Source organism: Shewanella sp. 125m-7 (genome assembly GCF_052977045.1).
The window spans coordinates 45,432-67,014 of the sequence record NZ_JBRILQ010000015.1; the positions used below are offsets into that span (position 1 = coordinate 45,432).

Annotated in this window: 22 protein-coding genes; 10 read left to right on the forward strand and 12 right to left on the reverse strand. The window is 44.5% G+C overall.

What is annotated here, in order from left to right; all coding sequences use genetic code 11:
* Nucleotides 1-54 precede the first annotated feature (54 nt).
* Both ACVBIL_RS09210 and plsY read right to left on the reverse strand, forming a co-directional pair.
* The gene (locus ACVBIL_RS09210) at nt 55-678 is read right to left on the reverse strand and encodes a 2OG-Fe(II) oxygenase (RefSeq protein WP_447166681.1); all 624 of its coding nucleotides are present in this window, start codon (nt 676-678) and stop codon (nt 55-57) included.
* Between the two features lie 307 nt (nt 679-985).
* The gene (gene plsY, locus ACVBIL_RS09215; protein WP_447166682.1) at nt 986-1,585 is read right to left on the reverse strand and encodes a glycerol-3-phosphate 1-O-acyltransferase PlsY; all 600 of its coding nucleotides are present in this window, start codon (nt 1,583-1,585) and stop codon (nt 986-988) included.
* 311 nt (nt 1,586-1,896) lie between these two features.
* Here plsY and folB point away from each other — a divergent pair, with 311 nt between their 5' ends.
* The 5 genes from folB to ACVBIL_RS09240 are packed head-to-tail and all read left to right on the forward strand — an operon-like array spanning nt 1,897 to nt 5,407.
* On the forward strand, nt 1,897-2,250 hold the full coding sequence (gene folB / locus ACVBIL_RS09220) for a dihydroneopterin aldolase (RefSeq protein WP_447166683.1): 354 nt from the start codon (nt 1,897-1,899) through the stop codon (nt 2,248-2,250).
* Nucleotides 2,251-2,742, forward strand: coding sequence for a 2-amino-4-hydroxy-6-hydroxymethyldihydropteridine diphosphokinase (gene folK, locus ACVBIL_RS09225; protein WP_447166684.1), 492 nt, complete (start codon nt 2,251-2,253; stop codon nt 2,740-2,742).
* 24 nt (nt 2,743-2,766) lie between these two features.
* Entirely contained in the window at nt 2,767-3,567 is an 801-nt protein-coding gene (locus ACVBIL_RS09230) for an undecaprenyl-diphosphate phosphatase (RefSeq protein WP_447166685.1), read from the forward strand.
* Between the two features lie 53 nt (nt 3,568-3,620).
* Nucleotides 3,621-4,454 carry a putative RNA methyltransferase gene (locus ACVBIL_RS09235; protein WP_447166686.1) on the forward strand — a complete coding sequence of 278 codons (834 nt, stop codon included), beginning with the start codon at nt 3,621-3,623 and terminating at the stop codon, nt 4,452-4,454.
* Nucleotides 4,455-4,507: 53 nt separating this feature from the next.
* On the forward strand, nt 4,508-5,407 hold the full coding sequence (locus ACVBIL_RS09240) for a L,D-transpeptidase family protein (RefSeq protein ID WP_447166687.1): 900 nt from the start codon (nt 4,508-4,510) through the stop codon (nt 5,405-5,407).
* Between the two features lie 252 nt (nt 5,408-5,659).
* Here ACVBIL_RS09240 and ACVBIL_RS09245 read toward each other — a convergent pair whose 3' ends face one another.
* Complete coding sequence (locus ACVBIL_RS09245; protein WP_447166688.1) at nt 5,660-5,926, reverse strand: Lpp/OprI family alanine-zipper lipoprotein; 267 nt, start codon at nt 5,924-5,926, stop codon at nt 5,660-5,662.
* A gap of 223 nt (nt 5,927-6,149) precedes the next feature.
* Nucleotides 6,150-7,379: a multifunctional CCA addition/repair protein gene (locus ACVBIL_RS09250; protein WP_447166689.1), complete on the reverse strand. Its 1,230-nt coding sequence runs from the start codon at nt 7,377-7,379 to the stop codon at nt 6,150-6,152.
* A 380-nt stretch (nt 7,380-7,759) separates the two neighbouring features.
* Between ACVBIL_RS09250 and ACVBIL_RS09255 the strand changes: the two genes are divergently transcribed.
* A complete protein-coding gene (locus ACVBIL_RS09255; RefSeq protein WP_447166690.1) occupies nt 7,760-9,376 on the forward strand; it encodes an AAA family ATPase in 1,617 nt (538 codons plus the stop codon).
* Nucleotides 9,376-10,419, forward strand: a complete 1,044-nt coding sequence (locus ACVBIL_RS09260; protein ID WP_447166691.1) for a general secretion pathway protein GspB — start codon at nt 9,376-9,378, stop codon at nt 10,417-10,419. Before ACVBIL_RS09255 ends, ACVBIL_RS09260 begins: the two co-directional genes overlap by 1 nt.
* 78 nt (nt 10,420-10,497) lie before the next feature.
* On the opposite strand, the gene hemL is transcribed toward ACVBIL_RS09260, so the two are convergent.
* Nucleotides 10,498-11,787, reverse strand: a complete 1,290-nt coding sequence (gene hemL / locus ACVBIL_RS09265) for a glutamate-1-semialdehyde 2,1-aminomutase (protein WP_447166692.1) — start codon at nt 11,785-11,787, stop codon at nt 10,498-10,500.
* A gap of 28 nt (nt 11,788-11,815) precedes the next feature.
* Nucleotides 11,816-12,835 carry an aspartate carbamoyltransferase gene (locus tag ACVBIL_RS09270; protein ID WP_447166693.1) on the reverse strand — a complete coding sequence of 340 codons (1,020 nt, stop codon included), beginning with the start codon at nt 12,833-12,835 and terminating at the stop codon, nt 11,816-11,818.
* Nucleotides 12,836-13,107: 272 nt separating this feature from the next.
* Here ACVBIL_RS09270 and lgt point away from each other — a divergent pair, with 272 nt between their 5' ends.
* A complete protein-coding gene (gene lgt, locus ACVBIL_RS09275; RefSeq protein WP_447166694.1) occupies nt 13,108-13,893 on the forward strand; it encodes a prolipoprotein diacylglyceryl transferase in 786 nt (261 codons plus the stop codon).
* An 80-nt stretch (nt 13,894-13,973) separates the two neighbouring features.
* Here the strand turns inward: lgt and ACVBIL_RS09280 are convergent, their stop codons facing one another.
* From ACVBIL_RS09280 to ACVBIL_RS09305, 6 genes are all read right to left on the reverse strand, one after another.
* A complete protein-coding gene (locus tag ACVBIL_RS09280) occupies nt 13,974-15,083 on the reverse strand; it encodes a glucosaminidase domain-containing protein (RefSeq protein ID WP_447166695.1) in 1,110 nt (369 codons plus the stop codon).
* Nucleotides 15,084-15,514: 431 nt separating this feature from the next.
* The gene (locus tag ACVBIL_RS09285; protein ID WP_447166696.1) at nt 15,515-15,931 is read right to left on the reverse strand and encodes a c-type cytochrome; all 417 of its coding nucleotides are present in this window, start codon (nt 15,929-15,931) and stop codon (nt 15,515-15,517) included.
* 1 nt (nt 15,932) lies between these two features.
* Nucleotides 15,933-16,328 carry a cytochrome C gene (locus ACVBIL_RS09290; RefSeq protein WP_447166697.1) on the reverse strand — a complete coding sequence of 132 codons (396 nt, stop codon included), beginning with the start codon at nt 16,326-16,328 and terminating at the stop codon, nt 15,933-15,935.
* On the reverse strand, nt 16,328-17,554 hold the full coding sequence (locus ACVBIL_RS09295; RefSeq protein ID WP_447166698.1) for a molybdopterin-dependent oxidoreductase: 1,227 nt from the start codon (nt 17,552-17,554) through the stop codon (nt 16,328-16,330). Before ACVBIL_RS09295 ends, ACVBIL_RS09290 begins: the two co-directional genes overlap by 1 nt.
* Nucleotides 17,554-17,874 (reverse strand): c-type cytochrome, encoded by a 321-nt coding sequence (locus ACVBIL_RS09300; RefSeq protein ID WP_447166699.1) that lies wholly within the window; start codon nt 17,872-17,874, stop codon nt 17,554-17,556. Before ACVBIL_RS09300 ends, ACVBIL_RS09295 begins: the two co-directional genes overlap by 1 nt.
* 718 nt (nt 17,875-18,592) lie before the next feature.
* Entirely contained in the window at nt 18,593-20,314 is a 1,722-nt protein-coding gene (locus ACVBIL_RS09305; RefSeq protein WP_447166700.1) for a chloride channel protein, read from the reverse strand.
* 60 nt (nt 20,315-20,374) lie between these two features.
* Here ACVBIL_RS09305 and ACVBIL_RS09310 point away from each other — a divergent pair, with 60 nt between their 5' ends.
* On the forward strand, nt 20,375-21,178 hold the full coding sequence (locus ACVBIL_RS09310; protein ID WP_447166701.1) for a DUF6776 family protein: 804 nt from the start codon (nt 20,375-20,377) through the stop codon (nt 21,176-21,178).
* Complete coding sequence (gene erpA / locus ACVBIL_RS09315) at nt 21,171-21,521, forward strand: iron-sulfur cluster insertion protein ErpA (protein WP_012154245.1); 351 nt, start codon at nt 21,171-21,173, stop codon at nt 21,519-21,521. The genes ACVBIL_RS09310 and erpA overlap by 8 nt, the downstream gene beginning before the upstream one ends.
* Nucleotides 21,522-21,583 lie beyond the last annotated feature (62 nt).

Here is a 21,583-nt window from a genome sequence, read left to right on the forward strand (position 1 = left end):
TTTGTTGTCTTAAATCTTGCTATTTCTTGTGTGAACCATTGCTAGTGCGATGCTCTAGAAGCCGTGATTGGCGTTACTGACGCGGAACCAGCCGGCAATACTGTAACGGTTCACTTCGGTGCGTAACACCTCGTGAGGGAAGCGTTCACTTAAAAACACCACCCATTTGCCAAATTCAGGTGCAATGGTCTCGATTGGCTTATCATTTTCATCGTAAACAATGAGCTCACCGCCGTGCTCAGGTTTCCAGTCGTGATTGAGAAATAACACTGAGGTTAAAATCCGGTTTCGGGTGCCTTGCAATACGTCAGAATGCTTTAGGTAAAATGCACCAGGCTCATAAATAGCATAGTGACTTTCAAAATCAAACAGTCCCATAAACAGGCGTTTGTTCATGCCTAGGCGTAACTGTGTCATGAGGTCTAGATAACGCTTGTCGGCGGTCTGTTGCTCTGACAGCCAGCGAATTTGATCGCTGCGGATACTTTCAACGAGCTGCTGCTCGCCACCACGGCCAATTGCAGCAGGGCGAAAATCGTCCCAACTGGCATTTTTAGAACTCTGTAATAACGGCTCACATACAGATGACGGTAGTGTATCGGGTAGAACGATATAGCCGGTTTCAACCAATGCATCGGCAATGGTATCCATCACAGCTTCACTTAATTGTGGAACCATAACAAAGGTACTCAAAAAAAGAGAACACGATAGCTTTACTGGCAGGCTCAAAGAGAATGAGCGCTGTATTCGAGGTAGTGTCAGAACGGGTAGCATCTTGGTAACGTTTGCTACTCAGTCAAAATCGGCGCGATTATAATGCGCGTTTGATAAAAAGCAATCGCTGCAAGTATAGGTAGCCTTGCTTAAATAGCAATTTATGAAGAATTAAACCTTGGAAGGAGTCGGTGGAAAAACACTATCAGTTAAGCGAGAAGAGGACTATGCCCGCTAGCTTATTAATCTTTATGTTTTCTGGTGAGTGCCGCTATGTTTTTTTTCGAGAAACCTTAGACTCTTCGCCTTTAAGTAGGCGTTTAATATTGTCTTTATGACGAATAACGATGAGTGTCGACAGCATGGCGACCGGAATCGTAAATCTGTCATCGAGCCACCAAGTATAAACTGGAGCAAGCAAGGCGGTGCAAATTGCGGCGAAAGAGGAGTAACGGGTGAGCAGAAGGATGACAATCCAAGAGCCCATTAGCCAAAGTGCTAAGTCATGACCGATGGGGGCCATCGCCCCAAAGGCTGTCGCAACGCCTTTGCCGCCTTTAAAACCGAAAAAGATTGGGAAAATATGTCCAAGACAGGCGGCAATAGCAATTAAGCCCAAGGCGATAGGATCAACTCCAAGCCTGAAGGCCAAGTATGCGGGAGCGGCGCCTTTTAGCATATCGCAAAATAGCACTAGTGCGGCTGAACTGGGTCCGCCGATGCGCAGTACATTAGTGGCCCCTGGATTACCTGAGCCTTGAGTGCGCGGGTCTGGAAGACCGCGAAGTTTACACACCAAAACCGCACTCGACACTGAGCCTGCCAAATAGGCGCCCAAGATCATTATTATTGTGAGTACTGTTATGGTCAAATTGGTTTCCTTATCCGTCTTAGGGTATCATCGCGCCACATAAAAAATGTGCTGGTGTGTTTTGTTCGTTATCGATGAGTTAAACACATAATGAGTGCATAAAATATTGTCTGAAATGCTTTATTAGCAGCCTTGCTTTAAAAGCGACAATTTTTTAATAATTCTTTATATAGCGAGAGTTATCCTACTTTGGTTTGCTCTTGTTAGAAAGAGCGTTAGCGTAATATTTCAGCTTTGGGGCGGATTATATCTCTTTTATCCGTTTTAGCTTATCTGACCTCAGAGTCATAGATTAACGTTTTGGAGACATCATGGATAAAGTACTGATTAGAGAACTGAGAATTGAGACCGTAATCGGGATCTATGAGTGGGAAAAACAGATCCACCAGAGCTTACTTATAGATTTAGATATGGCTTGGGATAACCGCCTTGCTGCAGCGAGTGATGATTACCAACATGCACTTTGCTATGAAACCGTTTCCAACAAATTAACGGCGTTGATTACCGAAAAGCCGATTGAACTGATTGAAACTGTCGCTGAGATGATTGCAACCTGTGTGATGACTCAATTCAATGTGCCATGGGTCAAAGTCAAAGTGATGAAGCCTGGTGCTGTACCGACGGCATCCGCTGTCGGTGTCGAAATTGAGAGAGGACATGCGTAGATGGCGACGATTTTTATCAGCCTTGGCAGTAATATCGAGCCTGAGCGCCATCTTAAGGCTGCATTAACCGATCTTGATTATCATTTTGATAGCCTCAAACTGTCATCAGTATTTGAAAGTGAAGCTGTAGGTTTTGAGGGGACCAATTTTCTTAATATGGTGGTCGCTGCAGAGACTGAAATGTCGATAGCCGATGTGGTTAGCACTTTTAAGCAGATTGAGCAGGATCACGGCCGAGTGAAGGGAGCAAAGAAGTTTGCCGCTAGAACCTTAGATTTAGATCTGTTGTTGTATGACGACACCGTTAGCACGCAGCCCATTGAGTTACCACGGGCTGAGATCCTTTATAATGCCTTTGTTTTATGGCCGTTGGCAGAAATAGCCCCCTCTTTAACCCACCCAGTTGTCAAACAGTCGTATCAAACCCTTTGGGATGACTACGACAAGAGTCAGCAATCATTATGGCCAGTTGAGTTCAGCTGGACTAAGTAAAACCTTATTTGATTTAGGATAGTTATGGATACCTTTCAGGTGATTATATTGGCTCTTATTCAGGGCCTTACTGAGTTTTTACCGATTTCGAGCTCAGCTCACCTTATTTTGCCCGCTCAGCTTTTAGGTTGGGAAGACCAAGGTTTATCGTTTGATGTTGCTGTTAATACCGGTTCGTTATTAGCGGTAGTGATGTACTTTCGTCGAGAGTTGGTATCTATGTTTACCGCTTGGACGAGCAGTCTTGTTACGCGTAAGCAAACCCAAGAGAGTAAGCTCTCTTGGTGGATTATTTTAGCGACGATTCCAGCCGTTATTGTGGGTTTTACGGCAAAAGATTTTATTTCAACGCATCTTCGTAATATGGAAGTTATTGCCGCAACCACGATTATTTTTGGTCTATTACTATGGTGGGCAGATAGAATGCAACGCCAAGGTTTTAGTGAGTTTCAAGTTGGCTGGAAAAAAGCGTTGGTGATTGGTATTGCACAAGCGATGGCGTTAATACCAGGGACTTCGCGCTCTGGTGCAACGATTACTGCCGCATTAATGTTAGGATTAAGCCGCGAAGCGGCAGCGCGTTTTTCTTTCTTGATGTCGGTACCTGTGAGCTTAGGCGCCGCGATTTTGGTAACCAAAGATCTGCTAGATAGCGGCCAAGTTATCGATTATCAGGCTCTGGGATTGGGGATCGTGGTGTCATTTGTCGCGGCATATATCTGTATTCATTACTTTTTGAAAATTATTAGTAAGATGGGAATGACCCCATTTGTCATTTATCGCCTCGCATTAGGCGCGGTGTTATGTGGTTTTATCTTCCTATAAACAGCAATTGTTTTACTAAAATTTAAGTATTCAAGCGAATTGATGAGAGTGTTATGAATAGTATTTATCTTTGCCCTGTGTGTCAGTCACCGTTTATGGTGCATGAAGAGTCAAAAGGACTGCATTGTGAGAACAAGCACCACTTTGACATCAATGAGCAGGGTTACTGGGTGTTTAGCCAACCTAAAAAACCGAAAGCAGACTCTCGTGCGGTTATGCGCGCTAAGCGCTATGTGCTTGAGTCTGGGATCTATATCCCGCTAGCACAAGCGATAGCTAAGGTTATTGCTGAGTTACCTCAAGTCACCTCGGCAGAGGCGTTATCTCAACTTGATTTTGACTGTGGTGATGGTTACTTCTTACGTACGGTAAAGGGCATTCTGGCAGAGATAAAGCCTGAGCTTACATTAACCCAAACGGGTATTTGTGAGGCTGAAAATGCAATTTTCGCCGCAGCCAAAGCGGAGCCTAGCCCTACCTATATCGTTTCAACGCTGAAACATTTACCTTTTGCTAATGAAAGCTTTGACTTGATCACTTTGGTCGACAAGCAATTAAAAGGCAAAGAGCTTACTCGAGTATTAAAGCAAGATGGCGTGTTGTTGCAAGTTGCAGCTGGCCCAAGGCATTTATGGCAAATACGTGAGTTTATCTACCCTGATTTATCTGAAAAGCCGGTTAGTGATAATTTACCCAAAGAGCTTGAGTTACAGCATAGTGAGCGCTTATCTCTTACGGTAAGTGTGTCAGGTGAACAGGCCATTGCATTGCTTGAAATGACACCTTACGCATGGCGTGCAAATGATAAGGTACGTCATCAAATCCAACATGCTCAGTTTGATACACTAGAAATCGACTTTGTTATTAACGTGATGACTAGAAAATAATCTGCGCTCAGGGTAACCTTTGCTTATTCAACTAAACGGAAATCGAAAAACTGATGATGCGTAATTTGCTGTTGTTCATCTTGGCTTTTTTACCATTGAGTTCATTTGCCAATGTTTATTCAATTCCTCAAGATGGTGGTCGCCTCATCGGGGAGTTGCAAGAGCACGTCGTCCAAAAGGGCGATTACTTCCAGACGATCTCGAAGCAATACAATATTGGTATTTTGGAGCTAATAGAGTCCAACCCTGGTGTTGACCCATTTTTGCCAACACCAGGCAGCCGTTTATTGATCCCAACTCAAATGTTACTGCCTGACGTACCTCATAAAGGTGTGGTGATTAATTTAGCCGAGCTGCGTTTATATTACTTCCCAAAAAGCGGTAAAGAAGTGCATGTGTTCCCTGTTGGTATTGGGCGTATTGGTCGTGAAACCCCTGAGATGGTGACTAAGATCAAGTCGCGTATTCCTAATCCAAGTTGGACCCCGCCAGCAAGCATTCGAAAAGAGCACTTAGAGGAACGTGGCGAAGAGTTGCCACGCGTGGTTCCTGCTGGCCCCGATAACCCATTAGGCAAGTTTGCAATTCAGCTTTCTTATGGTGACGGCAGCTACCTTATCCACGGGACAAACAAAGATTTTGGTATCGGTATGCGCGTTAGCGCTGGCTGTATTCGTCTCAATCCAGATGACATCGAATGGTTGTTCGATAAAGTAAAATACGGCGAGCAAGTTACAATTATTAACGAAACCGTTAAAACATCGACAGAGCCTGACGGACGACAGTTGATTGAGGTGCACTCGTCACTCTCTACCGCTGATGATGATACTGGCACGGTTAGGCAGATGAAGCGTGGTGTGGTTGAGTTTATTGGTAAAGATGAAGTTGATTACACCAAAGCGAATGATGCGCTGCTGAGCCAAGCAGGGATCCCGGTGAACATTCAAAGCTAATCAGTTTGTTTATTATTTTAAAGGCGTCCATATTGGGCGCTTTTTTATGCCCGCATTTTTATCGCAAGCTCGATGTGACGTTTTACGTTAGGGACGAGGTATATGGATAGTGGCTGATTGCAAAGTAGCAAAGTAGCAAAGTTTAATTGGGCAAAATGCAGCAGATAAATTTAAGGCTTGGCCAAGTGTAATACCTGAAACCAAGCCTTGGGAGTTAGCCTGCCTGAAAACTAGGCTAAATTCCTAAACATACTACTTCTTGTAAGAAGAAGCGATGTTGTCGATACGTGCGTTAGCACGTTCTGCTTCAGCAAGACCAGCAACGCCTACTGCAGTAGCATCGTTGATGTCTGCAGACATTTTAGCGTGGTCTGACTTTAGAGTGCTAACTTCAGCTGAAAGCTGGTCAACTTTGTTACCTAGGTTTGCAACGCTTTCTTCAAGAGCAGTAGTGTTTGCACAGCCACCTAGAAGGGCAGTCATTGCTACACCAGCAATCAAAAGTACTTTTTTATTCATCGGGAATTCCCTTTATGTAGGTTGGATTAAATAAGTACAGCCGCATATTACAACTGAACTGGTTAATTATGTCACAGACAAAAAATTTTGCTATGCATTTTAACGCTAAGGTCTGAATAACTTAACGAAAATATTTGTAATTGCAAGCTAAGTGTAAATTATACATATCTTACACTGATCTAATACTAGACCAAAAGTATGAACTTTTGATGAGTTTTTTGTATTAAATTGATTGTCTCTCTTTGAACGCCTGAACGGCAGCAATTCTAGCGATATTCAATTGTTCACGGATAGCAGCGCCTATATGGCCTTGAGCTATGATTGACTTGACCTCAACGGCTGAAGCTGCTGTAAAACATAACCTAAGGCAATTAGCTTGAGGGTAAGGAGTTAATTCGAGTCCCGTACGACCTTTGCTATCAGCTTCACAAGCAATAAGGAGCTGCTCAAGACGTTGTGGCTTACGCCAAAAGTCGGCTTTATCAAATAGTTTGACTATCGTATCGGCTCTAAGCTCAGTGATCTTATGAATATTTTGATGCTGATCGCTAACTAAAAGAGCAAGGTCTCGATATTCATTAGGTATTCGAATGCGTAAACAGAGTGCTTTAATCAGAGCTAACCCCTTTTGGCCATGTCCATGATGCTTAGGTAGATGCTCTTTTGGGCTTAAGGCTTTACCTAAATCATGTACGAGTGCGGCAAATCGTACAGCGTTATCTTTGCTCAGCTTAGCAGCTTGCTCAAGCACCATTAAGGTATGAATGCCGGTATCGATTTCAGGGTGCCACTTTTCTGGTTGAGGAACGCCAAATAGGGCGTCAATCTCAGGGAACAGCACTTTTAGCGCGCCGCAACGTCTTAATACTTGGAAGAATACTTGTGGGCAATCGGTTGCTAATGCTTTATCGAGTTCAATATAGACTCGCTCAGCCGTTAAGGCCTCAAGCTCACCGCTTTGGCTAATGTTGGCCATCAAACTGATTGTTTCTGGCGCAATGGTGAACCCAAGAGGGTGGAATCGAGCGGCAAAGCGTGCAACGCGCAGCACTCGTAATGGATCTTCGACAAATGCATCTGATACGTGTCTTAAAATGCGATTTTCTATGTCAGCTACGCCATTATATGGATCGTATAACTTGCCGTTGTCATCTTGGGCGATAGCATTGACGGTTAAATCTCGGCGTAACAGATCTTGTTCTAGCGTTACGTTAGGCGCAGCATCAACGCTAAAACCGCCGTAACCCGCTGCGGTTTTTCGTTCGGTGCGTGCAAGAGCATGCTCTTGTTGTGTTTTAGGGTGTAAAAATACCGGAAAGTCTTTACCTACTTGATTGTAGCCAAGCGCAAGCATTTGTTCTGGAGTCGCACCAACCACCATGTAGTCATGGTCTTTAACTTCTAGGTTGAGTAATCTGTCACGGACCGCGCCGCCAACTAGGTAAATTTTCACAAGGTTTTCCGCTTAATAACTTAAATGCGAGTGTAGCACGGAACGATTTTGTCATAAGGGATTATGATTGTGAATATGAGGCTTTTACAGACAATATATTCAGCTCAATTTGATATTGAGCTTACTTTAGCAGAATAAGTTACAGCAAATTTTGACAAGCATAGCCCTTGGCTTTAACGTGAGCCATGATACTAAGATTTGCCATTAGATTTGCGCTTGAGATTAGACAGAAAGGCTAGCGTGTGTTCACTAATGAAAATGACAGGTATTGATTGGCAACTTTTCTTTAAACAAACTCTTTTGAGTGTATTTATTGTGCATAAACAATCCAGCCCTTCAGTTGCGGTTGGTTTACTGGTTTTAAAAGGATAAAAGCTCGCATGTATAAGGCTTTCTTTGGCTTAAATGATAATCCGTTTTCTATCGCACCGAATCCTCATTATTTGTTTTTGAGTGATCGTCATAGAGAAGCTTTGGCACACCTCACCTATGGACTAGGAGAAACAGGTGGCTTTGTATTACTAACCGGTGAGGTTGGTACAGGTAAAACCACGGTTTCACGTTGCCTATTAAAGCAGTTGCCAGACAATACCGATACCGCATTTATTTTAAATCCGTCATTAACGGAGTCTGAATTACTGGCCACCTTGTGTGATGAGCTAGGTATTGTCTATGGTGACAATCCGAGCCTGAAGCAGCTTACAGACTTAATCAGTAAGTTTTTACTTGAAAATCACAGTAAAGACCGCAACACGGTATTGATCATCGATGAAGCACAGCACCTTAGGGCTGAAGTGCTCGAGCAATTAAGATTGCTGACTAACCTAGAAACCGATACTAAAAAGTTACTGCAAGTCATTCTTATCGGTCAGCCAGAGCTACAACAATTACTTAAAAGACAAGAACTACGTCAATTAGCTCAGCGAATTACAGCCCGTTATCATCTATTGCCGCTAACCCTTGAAGAAGTCGCGCTATATGTCCAGCACAGGCTGCAGGTGGCAGGGCGTCATGAACCCCTGTTTCACAAGAGTGCGATTAAAGCATTACATAAATACAGTGACGGTATTCCTAGATTAATTAACCTGATGTGTGAGCGAGCATTGATGGCAAGTTATGCGCAATCTAAGGTACCTATTGATAACAAGATGGTGCGCTTAGCCTCGGCTGAGGTACTGGGCGAAGAGCCAGAGAAGAAGAGCGTGTTATTACCCGTGGGGATCGCGGCATCGCTAGTGGCTACTTTTGGCATTGCATTTTACCTGTTTACAGCTCCAGAGAGATTATCTGCCAACCCAAGCGTTGAGACGGTTAAAAGTGAACCTGCACGCCAAGCTAGCAGTGCTAAACAAGAGCCAAAGATAAATGCGTTAAGCAGTGGTCAGCGCATACTCGCAGCGGCCATTGCCCAAAGTCGTGATATTGATACGGCTTATGCCAGTATTTTAGGTCTGTGGGGCAAGGTGCCTTATATCGGACTCACAGCCTGCCAGTCTGCTAAGCAGCAGGGGCTTGATTGCTTTCAACAGCAAGGTAACTGGCACTCCTTGGTTCGCTTAAATTACCCCGCTGTTGTGTACTTGGTGGATGACAACCAACAGGCTTTTTACGGCACTATCGTATCAAGACAGGGGGAGCAAGTGTTGTTACAGCTTAATGAGCAGCAACTGTGGGTCAGTCGAGATTGGTTTAACCGCCACTTTAGCGGAACCTTTGAGATCCTATGGCAAGCACCAAAGAATCAACCTAAAGAGATAGGGCAATCGGCTAATCAAGCGCAAATTCAATGGTTAGAAAATAGCTTAGCACGTGTTACAGACGCGCCTCCACGACTGGTAAACAGTTTTGATCCTGAGCTTGAGCAAAAGCTAAAAGCATTTCAACGCCAACATGGTTTGATTGCTGATGGAATTGCAGGCTCGCAAACTCTTGTGCAGCTTAACTTATATTTAAGTGATGCTGGCCCGCGATTAGGCCAAAGCAAGAGGTTGTATTAATGTCGATTTTACTCGATGCGGTGACTAAAAATACCCAGCAGTCTCAAGCGATAACACATGACGTAGTGTTAACGCCAAGGGCGCAATATAAAGCGCAGCAAGCAACAGGTAATGGCGTAAAGTATGTGGTGATATTTGTCTTGTCATTATTGGTTACTGTCATGGCTGCCTGGCTATTAAGCCGCATACTCTACCCTGTGGATACAGGTCTTGTTGAGGATGGTCAAATTGCTCAAGCTAACCTTACGCGCAAGCAAGAGTCGGTAGAACACGTTACCACCGACACGGAGACGATGAAACAACAGCCAAGTGGCCAGCAGTCAGCGGCCGCAGAAATTCGTTTAGCTGGAAAGGTGGCCTTGCCAATGGCTCAAACGTTGGCGCCTCAAGTTAGCGCATCCAGAGCGAGTTATGGCGGCCAATCATCAAGCGCATACCCAGCTAAAATAACGACGGTTTCTGATCCGCAATCTGATGATTTGATGGCAGCATTAATTAAGGCTCAAAAAAGTGTCGATCAAGGTGGACAAGAACAGATTAAAGAGGCTAGCTCAATGCAAATTAATGCAGAGGAGCCGATTATTCTAGGGGCTAATAGCAATAAGCGTGGTGACGAGCTGCTTGAGTCACTTAAGTATCAAGTCGAGAATGCCGCTAATGATGTCGGGTTAGAGCGTAGTGAGCCTGAAAACAAGAATAATTTATTAGCAGCATTTGAAGCAGCGCTTAAAGATGTTGAGCGCAACAACTCGGTAGCGACACCTGTGACAGAAGAGAAGCTGGATCCTATCCCGACTACGGCAAAGTCTGATGCCATCCCTAAATATGGTCAGCTTCCGGCGGGACTTCAGCTACAAGTGCCAGAATTTAATATTAGTGCCCATGTTTACTCTAGTGTGGCTGATAACCGTTGGTTAAACGTTGATGGTGCTGAGCTGCAAGAGGGCGACAGTATTCAAGGCAAGCTGACAATTGTGGAGATAAGGCCAAGAGATGTGGTGCTTGCAATACAAGGCACTGAGTTTAAGGTCCCCGCTATTTAAAGCGGATATAAAAAAGGAACACTTATAAAGTGTTCCTTTTAATCAAACCTTAGCCCCACTCAGGGCTGGTTTTTTGAATTAGCTTTTTGCTAGCTTAGCAAAAACGCGATCCGCAGCCGCTAGTGTGGCTTCAAGCTCTTCTTCACCGTGAGCAAGTGATAGGAAACCGGCTTCATAAGCGCTAGGTGCGAGGTAAACACCCTCATCTAGCATTAGGTGGTAGAACTCAGCAAATCGTGCCGTATCACACTTAGTCACTTGCGCGAAGTTAGTTACAGTTTCTTCATCAGTAAAGAAGAAACCAAACATGCCGCCAACGTAGTTGATTGCCATTGGAATGCCGTGCTTGTTAGCCGCAGCTTTAAAGCCTTCAGCAATGTACTCAGTCTTAGCAGCCAGTTGCTCGTAAACACCTTCTTCACAAAGCGCTTCCATCTGTGCAAGACCTGCTGACATTGCAATTGGGTTACCAGACAGAGTACCCGCTTGGTAAACTGGGCCCGTTGGTGCGATAAACTGCATCACATCTTTACGACCACCGAAAGCGCCCACTGGCATACCGCCACCGATAACTTTGCCTAGTGTAGTCAGATCGGGTGTTACGCCGTAATAACCCTGTGCACCGCTCTTAGATACGCGGAAACCCGTCATGACTTCGTCGATAATCATCAATGCGCCGTACTGATCACAGATAGCACGTAGGCCCTGCAAGAAGCCGTCGATTGGCGGGATACAGTTCATGTTGCCTGCAACAGGCTCGATGATGATACAAGAGATCTCTTCTGGGTATTGCTCGAAGATCGCTTTAACTGAATCTAAATCGTTATAAGTTGCCGTTAGGGTGTGCTTAGCGAAATCTTCAGGAATACCTGGAGAGCTTGGCTGGCCTAGTGTTAGTGCACCGGAACCTGCTTTAACAAGCAAACAGTCAGCGTGGCCGTGGTAGCAACCTTCAAACTTAAGGATTTTGTCACGGCTAGTGAAGCCACGAGCTAAACGGATAGCACTCATGGTGGCTTCAGTACCTGAACTGACCATACGTACTTGTTCAATTGACGGAACCATCTCGATAACTTTTTCGGCCATCGTGATTTCAAGTTCAGTTGGCGCGCCAAAAGACAGGCCGTTTTCAACAGCATCTAATACCGCTTGACGAATTTTTGGGTGGTTATGGCCTAAAATCATAGGGCCCCAAGAACCCACGTAATCGATATATTTTTTGCCATCGGCATCAAAAATATAAGCACCATCAGCTTTCTCGATAAAGCGTGGCGATCCACCCACACCTGAAAATGCACGTACTGGCGAGTTAACGCCACCAGGGATGGTTTTTTTAGCCTGTTCAAATAGTTCGTCGGAACGAGTCATTTTTAATCCTTAAAAGTCTATCGCCGAGTTAAATATCAGCTTTTCGTGAATACCAATTAACTGGACGTTCGTATTGCTCAAGTTGAGAGTCAACACCTAACGTCAGTGCAAACAGTGCCATGCGGATCAACAAACCGTTATCGGCTTGTCTAAAGATAGCCAGATTTGGATGATCGTTTAAATCGTTATCCAATTCATTCGCTTGCTCACGAGAGTCTCGTGGCAACGGGTGCATGATCACTGTGTTTGATTTGCAATGTTGTGTATAAATACTTTGGTTTAAACGGAACTTACCGCGGTATTTATTCGCTTCTTCTTGAGAAGGGAAGCGTTCTTCTTGAATACGCGTCAGATAGAGTATATCTGCGCGATCTAAATTACCTTCAAGTTGGTCTGTTATTGTGATCTTATGGCCAGCATTTTCAATGTCATTGATCACAGAGTCAGGCATTGCTAACTCTTTTGGTGATACGAGTGTGAAGCTGACATCTTTATACATGCATAACAGACGAGAAAGCGAGTGCACGGTACGACCAAACTTAAGGTCACCGACCATGGCGATATTCATGCCGCTAATATCACGGCCGCCAGCTGCTAACTCTTTTTGAATGGTAAATAGGTCCAGTAGCGCTTGAGTTGGGTGTTCGTTTGAACCATCACCGCCGTTAATGACCGGTACGCGGCTACCTTTAGCAAACTCACTGACAGAAAACGAATCTGGGTGACGCATCGCAATCACATCAGAATAGCTCGATAACACGCGGGCAGTATCGTATAGCGACTCACCTTTAGAAAGTGATGACGAAGCCATACCAACGGTTTCGTTAACTCTACCGCCAAGTAGGTTAAAGGCGCTAGCAAAGCTGACTCGGGTACGAGTGCTTGGTTCGAAAAATAGATTGCCTAAAACCGCGCCATCTAAAACTGTGGTGCGTTTTTGTCTTAAAGCATAGGGAGTCATACGGGTGGCAACAGAAAAAACTTTTTCAACGGCGTCCAAATCAAGTTGGTTTACCGACAGAATGTGTGAACCTTGAAACTGAGTCATCAGCCTTTATTTCCAATTTCTGAGGGGCGTTATAGCAATGCTATTGGCCCAAATTTATGTAGGGTGGCTGAGGCGGCACTATAGCAGAAAGTCTTTTATAGTGGAATATCTATGGCGGATAACCGCCATAGATATTCGTTGATAATCGAACCGTTGCAACATTCTGTTGCGGCAAATTTAGCTTTGCCCTTGCCAAACGCGATGCTGACGCGTAAAACTGCGCATGGGTAATTACATCTTTGATTTAAAACAACTGATTTGGAAGGCTTAGTTTGGAGCATTTTATTTGGAATATTGACCCCGTTGCGATCAGCTTTATGGGGCTGAAAGTACATTGGTATGGCATTTTATTTGCACTTGCGATAGCTTCAGGCTTCCAGGTGATGAAACGTATCTACATTAAAGAGAATTTGCCGGTTGAGTCGTTAGACAATCTATTGATGTACTGCGTTGTGGGTATTATTGTTGGTGCGCGTTTAGCTCACTGTCTCTTTTACGATCCCGCTTATTACTTCAGTCATCCACTTAAGATATTCGCTATCTGGGAAGGCGGACTCGCCAGTCATGGTGGTGGTTTAGGCGCTATCTTGGCACTGTATTATTATCAGCGTCAGGTTAAATTACCGTTCCTATTCTTGTTAGACCGTTTGGCGATTGCAACCGCGATATTTGGCTTCTTTGTCCGTATGGCAAATTTTGTCAACTCAGAAATTCTGGGACTACCGAGCACCGTGCCTTGGGCTATCGTGTTTGAGCGAGTCGACATGTTGCCGCGTCATCCGGCGCAGCTGTATGAAGCGATTGCTTACTTGTTGATATTTGCGCTGCTGTGGTTCATCTACAAGTTAACTGATATGAAACAGAAGCATGGTGCTATTTTCGGCCTGTTCTTAGTGCTGGTGTTTAGCGCTCGTTTTATTATCGAAATAGTCAAGGTTAAGCAGGCTGTATACGCTGATTCTTGGACACTCAGTGCTGGGCAGCTTCTGAGTATTCCATTCTTGCTTGTCGGTATCATGCTGCTGTTAATGCCTTATTTGCGTAAGGGTAAAGCTTGATAGGTTAAGTTTTATTACTGGCAAATGATGAAGGCCGTAAGCAACCCGCTTGCGGCCTTTTTGTTTATGGGCTGATGTATTTATTCTGGACGGGAGATAAGATGCAGTGGCGCGGCATCGCTCAGGTAAGCCTCATCGACTTGATCCAACTTGTTGTAGCGGATCATCTGACGGATTCCATCGATATAAGCTTGGCCTCGCTCGGAGTATTTATCAAGAGTTCCTGCAAGCGCTAAGCCTGTGATGGGCTTATTTTCAGTTCGCAGATTTGCTCGCAGTTCTCTCAGCTTTTTATAGGCGTTATTGGTATTGAGATTAAGCATATAACCTTCTACCGAGGCCAGTGGTGTCTCGAAACGCGCTAGACCGTAATTACCCAGTTCTTTACGCTGCTGCTTGGGGACCATTCCCTTACCGCTAAAGTCCCATTGGCCAAAAAATGCATTACCTTCAACGGTAAATCGTGATGTGGCCCAGCCGCTTTCTTCTGCAGCCTGCGCTAACACTAATGAGGGCGGCATAATATCGACCTCCTCTAGCAGTGTTTGTCTTTGCTGTTCGGTGAGTGGTGTGTTTTCATTTTTGACCACCTTGTATTTGAAGGCTATTTTCTGCAACAGCGCATCATTCAAAGGGGCTGACTCGATAATGCGGCGCTCTAACAAAATATTTTCATTAGCGACTAGAATAAGCGGCGCAAGCAAGCGGAAAAAGACCATCTTCTTCTGTTGTACAGGGATTTTATTTGTGGTTTCTTCCCAGCCTTTTCTTACCGACTCAAAGGTAAGCCTTGGTACCTCTCTATTGCCGTCTTTCCAGCTTTGAGTATTGTAATCAAGTGAATCAAATAAATCGCTTAGCTCATCTAGAGAGTTAATAACCACGTCTTTAGGTGTCTTTGTTGGGCGATCGTCAGATATTTTGATAAAGCTATTTTGTGTTCCGCTAGACCCCTTTGCAGTTGCTAGATCGGCCGCCTTGGTTTTTTCATTTGGCTTTTCTGAAGCTAGCTTAGGGCTCGGCGGGGTGGTTTTTTCTGACTGCGAAACCGTTTCTAATGGCTTATCTATGGGCTGCTTGGTAACCGCTTCAGTGCCGCTTTCTGGGTTAAATTGCGAATTGGCAGCATAAAGAATCAATACAACGGCTAACAGGGCAAGGGCGATAAGTGTTTGTGGCTTCTTAGGCATACACTGTCCTTTATGTTGGAAAATTTTGGTTTAGTTACAGTGTTAATTTAGTCGAACTAAATACTAACTGGCTTTATTGTTGCCAAGTTGTAAGCTTTGGCGCCGACTTACTTATAAACCTTAATGATAGCTCATCAAGAATTTTGCTGTGTACTTCCTTGATGACTAGTTGTTTTTCGGTGTTTCGGGCGTTACAGGAAGGTGGTTAACCTTTGTCAGCTGATAAATAAAAAACCCAGATAATGTGATTATCTGGGCTTTACTAAGCTGAAATTTAGAGCCGTTGAAGCTTCATTCTAAGAACTGCTCAGAGCTGTTTATAATAACTGCTAAGAGCTGATTCAAAGAACTGCTCAGGGCTGATTCAAAGAACTGCTCAGGGCTGTTTATAACAGTCGTGGCTTAAGGCCATTTATAAACAGCGCTTAAGGCTACTTACTTAAGTCCGATGCCGTTTGCGTCGAATAGTAGTAAGCAATGTCTTTCATTTCAGTTTCAGACAGCATGCCTGCTTGCCCTTGCATTAAGGGATCTGTGCGGTCGCCGCGCTTAAATTCAACGAGCTGCTTGAATAGGTAAGCAGCCTTTTGACCTTTAAGATCAGGGTAGGTCTTCATCATGCTAAGCATGACATCACCATGGCAAGCGATACAGCGCTGATTCGCTAAGGTTTCACCTTTGCTAGCATCAGCTTTGTAGTTCAATGAGCTTGCTTCAAGCTTTAGCTCAGATACGGCTAAGGTATCTTTAAATGAGCTATCTATAACAGCTTGTTCCTGCGCCGATGCTCCTGCAGCCAACAATGATAGGCTCACTGCGAATAATGACTTTGAATAATGATTCAACATCTTAATTTTCCTTAGTCAAAGTTGGCAGTGGTGGCATTTGTTCGGCCTCCAATGGCTTACGTCTAAAGATCTTCATGTCGATTCCGGTCTCATCATAGTAAGTCGATAGGTAGTCGAGTACCGGATCCCATGTATCAGATAAGTCCCATAATCCTTGGGTATCTACCATCCACTGAATGGTATCGCGCCAAACTTCGCGGTTACCCTTATTCTGAGGAATAATCAATGTGGTATGGCAAGCGTTACACTGCTGGTTTACCATCTCCCAACCCGGCGCCATGATAAGGCCTGATACAGGATCAACTGGGTAGCTTTTCACTGGCACAGCATCGGCAGCCTGAACCCCTATTAAGCTACTTAAGGCAAGCAAGCCTGCCGTAAACAGAGTCTTAGTCATTATACGACCCTTACTGCCACTCGGTGACAGCCGTTAAATAGGTAACCTTTTGGGTTCCACTGTGGTTGAACCATAGGCTGAGTGTCGCCCTTGGTGTCAGTTGCACGAGCCCAAATCTCAAAGTAGCCAGCTTGTGGCAATTTAAGGTCAATATTCCATTGCTGCCATGCAGTTGGGTTCACAGGCTTAGTTAACGCGGCTGTTTTCCACGTAGTACCGTAGTCGTAGCTGACTTCGACTTTAGCCACATCACGCATACCAGCCCAAGCATGGCCGCTCACTGAAAGCGTTTTACCTAAAGCGAGCTCACTACCGGTTTGAGGCGCAGTGATAAGTGACTTAACAATCATCTCTTCGATGATCTTAAAGTCTTTGTTATCGACTTTCTCACCAGGGGCTACTGGGTACTTTGGTACTTGATAAGCTGGTGCGCCCATCTTCTTACCGTCGTGTACGCGATCTCGAACGCCCATACCGGTAGCACATTTCTGTGAAACAGAACCAGGACGGCCGCCAAATACGATACGTAGCGGGTAACCGTGCATGTATGGAATATCTTCGCCGTTCATGCCCCAGGCAATCATGCCGTTTTCATTCATGGCGGCATCGATTGGTACACCGCGAGAGATGGCTGCGCCTTTACCGCTGATGTGCTTATCTGCACCGTAGTGAGCGGTATAAACCGCGTCGCTCTTAACGCCACAATCGGCAAGCACGTCTTTTATCAATACGCCAGTCCACTCTGCGCAGAATACCGCAGTGTTACTCCACTGGTTACCCTTAGCATTTGGGTAGAAGTTTTCACGGCTGTTGCCGCCACACTCTAGAACCAGTTGCTGAGTGTGAGTTTTGAACTTTTTCTTAAGCTCGGCAATGGTGTAGGTCTTTGGCGTTTCGATTGACTCACCGTCAACGGTAAACTCCCACGTATCTGGATCCATCTTATCGAACTCAGGCATCTTGCCGTTCCAGCGAATAAACGCAACATCGGCCGGCGTTTTAACTGGTGCAAGTAGGTGCTCTGGTGGGAAAGCGTTTAATGGGCTTGAGTTAAGCACTTTAAAGTGGCTTGGTAAGTCATCAACACTTTTCCACTTAACTGCTGATACGTCCATTGGCTCAATACCGGCAGGGCGGTTTGATGCAAAGGCCCAGTTTAGTGGCAGCATGGCTGTTACTGAGGTCGCCGCAGCGCCCTTTAAAAAATTACGTCTATCGATAGCCATCAGTCTTGTTCCTTACCAGTATTGAAATAATCCGCCATTGCCTGCATCTGTTCTTCTGTTAACAGTTTGGCGACTTTACTCATAGTTTTGTCTTGGCGTTTGTCAGCTTTAAAGTTTTTTAGTTGTCCAACCATGTATGCTGCGTTCTGTCCCTTTAGATTTGGGATCGAGTCGAACTCGTTACTACCGTCGACTCCGTGGCAAGCAATACACATATTGAGCAGCTGCTGATAGTTCTCTGCAACGGCTTGACTACTAAAGCCAAGTACTGATGCTGAGAGCACGACTAGCGCTGCTAATTTATTATTTATTACACTCATAGCGTGCCCTTATCGGGAGATGTTGTTTACTCTTGGTTAAGCGACCCCTGTAAACTCGCCTTACCTTCTTACAGGATAACGTCTTGGTGCTTGCACCAGATTACGACCCTGCAACGTTTTCATATCAATGCTTTCGAGTACTTCATTGTCGTTATTGGTAAATGAAAGCGTTTGAGGTCGTAAAACTACAGAGAAACGTGAGCTTTAGCCTGTGAAAAAATCTAAAAAGTTGTGAAAGTGCGGGATAAATAGGCGTAACGGCTGTTTTGTCGGCGGTTATCGGCAAGAGATGCTAGTGCTGTTAATTGTGTGGTGATTGTTGCTGCTTTATTGTTCTATGGTGTGGTATATGCTAGAGATTGGTTTTTAAGCTGTGGACAGCTCAATATCGCAGCAGTTTGGTTATGCTTGTGTCGCTCTGTCTTTAGGTTTGTGGTCGTTTTTATAATCTTTACTGATTATTAACTCGGCAAAAATGTTGTGTAGTCAGTCGTTGTTTATTGCTGAAAGCAGAATTACGTCTTATATGTTAAAGATGCTGGTTTAGAGTTGTAAGTTGTTTCAGCATGCTAAAAGCCACAATGTAATTAGGGTCGCCGTATTATAAAGCGAATGATGCGAGTTACATTTTGCGTGCCATAGTGGGTCTGTACTCAGTTGTCTAGATGCTGAGTGTGATGAGGTTGTTTGCTCTTTATTACCTTGCTTGTTGAAATGGTTAAATCTGACCTGAACGGATCTCTCTTTGTAACGAAGCCCAATTAATTACCCCTACGATATTGTCACTTTCTTGCTGGTAGATATAGACTTCTCCACGTCGCTCCTTTGAAAGAATGGCGTACACTTCATTGAGGGTTGAAGTGTCGGGAACTCCTTGGATCGGGTGACGAGTTAAGGCGCTTGCATCATCTTCTACTTGCAGCTCTAGCTGTAACATTTCAACTGCGCCTTGGGTGCTACGCACTAATACCGAGCGGCCTTCTGCCCGCTTAAGCACCTCTAACAGTAATTCTTGATTGTCGTAAACGATAACGAAACGTTTATCCATTATGCACCTGACGCCTACTTTCTGTAGTCCAAGGTTTACGGGTGCAACTTTATAACCTAAGCCCATTATTTCAAGCTGCTTAAAAAAGATGGATTTAGTATTAAAACCTTGATGAGCAATCAAGAATGCGGGGACCAATACAAACATAGAGGGTAAAATAATTGAGGCGTTGTTGGTTAGTTCTATCAAGGCTACGAGTGCCGCAAGTGGCGCACTTAAGCAGACTCCCATCATGCCCGTCATACCGATAATGGTATAGATACCAATATAAGGTGCAATACTTGGAAATAGCAGTGAACTGACTAAGGCCAGTATCGTGCCAAGTAGTGCGCCAATACCGTAGAGTGGGCCAATAAGTCCACCGGGTATGCCAAGGCCAATAGCGGCAATGGTCGCTATTATCTTACCGGCCAAAATAGCGCATAGGAATAAAATGCTCGGATGCTGGTTAATGGTCTCTGCAATGGCGAGCTCACCACTACCAATTGCTTGTGGTAGCACCAATCCTACTAAGGTGGTGACAGCGCCAGCAAGCAATAAGCGATTAATCAGTGGCCAGTTTTGTCCGATAGCAGTCACTTTAAGCAGGCTGGTATTAAAGAGTGCTGCGATGCAACCAAGCACCACCCCGAATATTGCCAATAACGGGTATTGAGTGAGTGGGATTGCAGCCACACCAATTTGATCAAACTCATGTACGTCACCAAATACCAGTTGGCTACTAACTGCACCGCAAATTGCAGAGATCATAATCGGGAAAAAGTAATGGATCTTGTATTCTCGAAGTACCACTTCAAATACAAATACCACGGCGGCTAATGGCGCGTTAAAAATCGCAGCAATACCTGCAGCAATACCACTGGCGCACATAACTCTTACGCTGTTGTCTGGCAGTTTAAATTTTTCGGCGAGTACGCTAGCGCTAACCGCGCCTAAATGAATTGCAGGGCCTTCTCTACCTACAGAGAAATTAGTCGCAAGAGCAAACAGTGCTTGAAAGAATTGCCCCGGGGCTGATTGCAGCGGAATTTTGCCATAATGTAGCTTAACTCTATGGATCACATAGGCGATGCCCATACGTTTATAACGCTGAGATCCCATTTTTGCGACGCCCCAGATTAACAATGAGCCTAAAAGCGGTAATAATACTCGCCAGTCATCAATGATATCCGTAAAATTCAGCTCTTGTGCTTGGGTGAGGGTGTCACACCAAAGCAGTAATACTCTAAAAAGAAGAATGATGCCAGACGCGAATAGTGCAAATAATAATGCGAGCAAACACAGCTGTACACTGACCTTGGCTTGCGAAAGCGTATCTTTAAGGCCGGTATGTAGGTATTTTTGAAATTGCTCTCGCTTCTTAACTATTGTTTGATGCACAGAATTTTCCAAAAAGTATGTTTGTCACATTTATATCGAAATGTGAGATTTTTATTAAGGGGCTGTTACTTAATGCCAAATTATCATCGTTGGCTCGATCGCTTGCAAGTGATTGAACGACAAATTAGACCATCAAGCGTTTATTTACTGCTTTTATTACTCGTTTCTTTTGCTTTAGGGGCGCTGAGCTATGATGCCGCAAAACTGCATTACCTGCCTAAAGCTGAGGTGAAGGCTGATAAGTCAGAGCTGTATATTCAGGAGTTGCAGCAACAAGCACAAACTTTGGCAGCACGTAATATTGAAATTGCATTAGAGCGTGAAGCTAACAATAACATGCAGGCTATGTTTGTTGAGCAAAATACCAAACAAAAAGAGCTAGAACGTGAGTTGGCATTTTATCGTAGCGTCATGGCGCCGGAAAACAATGCCGACGGCGTAGCGATTAATGCACTAGAGCTAGAGCCTAGCCTTGAGCCCCGTCAGTATCGAATTAAATTGGTACTCACCCAGTTAGAAAAGCGTAAGCGTTCGTTATCTGGTCGCGGTGAAGTGACTTTTGTCGGCTTACAAGACGGTAAAAGCCTAACTTTAAAGTTGTCCGATTTGACTGATGCCTCGTTTAAATTTAATTTCAGGTATTTTCAAGTGTTAGAGGGCGAATTTACATTGCCTGAAGGCTTTAGCTTGTCTAGAGTGAAGGTCAAAGTTATCGTCCCTGCGAGCCGCTGGACTAAAGGTTCACAAACAGAACAGGAATATCGCGCACAAGATTTACTTGTGGATGAAAAAGAACAGAGCATAATACTTGAACAAATTGGTCAGGTATTAGATAATTCTGCACAGCAAACAGATGTAAGAGGTAGTAATGACTGAACAAGCTGAAGATGCTTTGCCAATCCGCTTTACCGATGCGGCGGCTTCAAAAGTAAAAACCTTGCTCGAAGAGGAAGAAAATGACGCGCTTAAGTTACGAGTGTACGTAACAGGTGGCGGTTGCTCAGGTTTCCAGTATGGTTTTACGTTCGATGAGAAAGTAAACGAAGGTGACTTTACTGTAGAGAAGCAAGGTGTTCAGTTGGTTGTTGACCCAATGAGCCTGCAGTACCTTGTTGGTGGCGAAGTGGATTACACTTCGGGACTAGAAGGTTCACGCTTCTTTGTTAAAAATCCAAACGCAACGACGACCTGTGGTTGTGGCGCGAGCTTCTCGGTTTAACTTTGATTAAATCGACAAACTCATACTAAAAAAGCCGTCATCTGACGGCTTTTTTGTGTCTG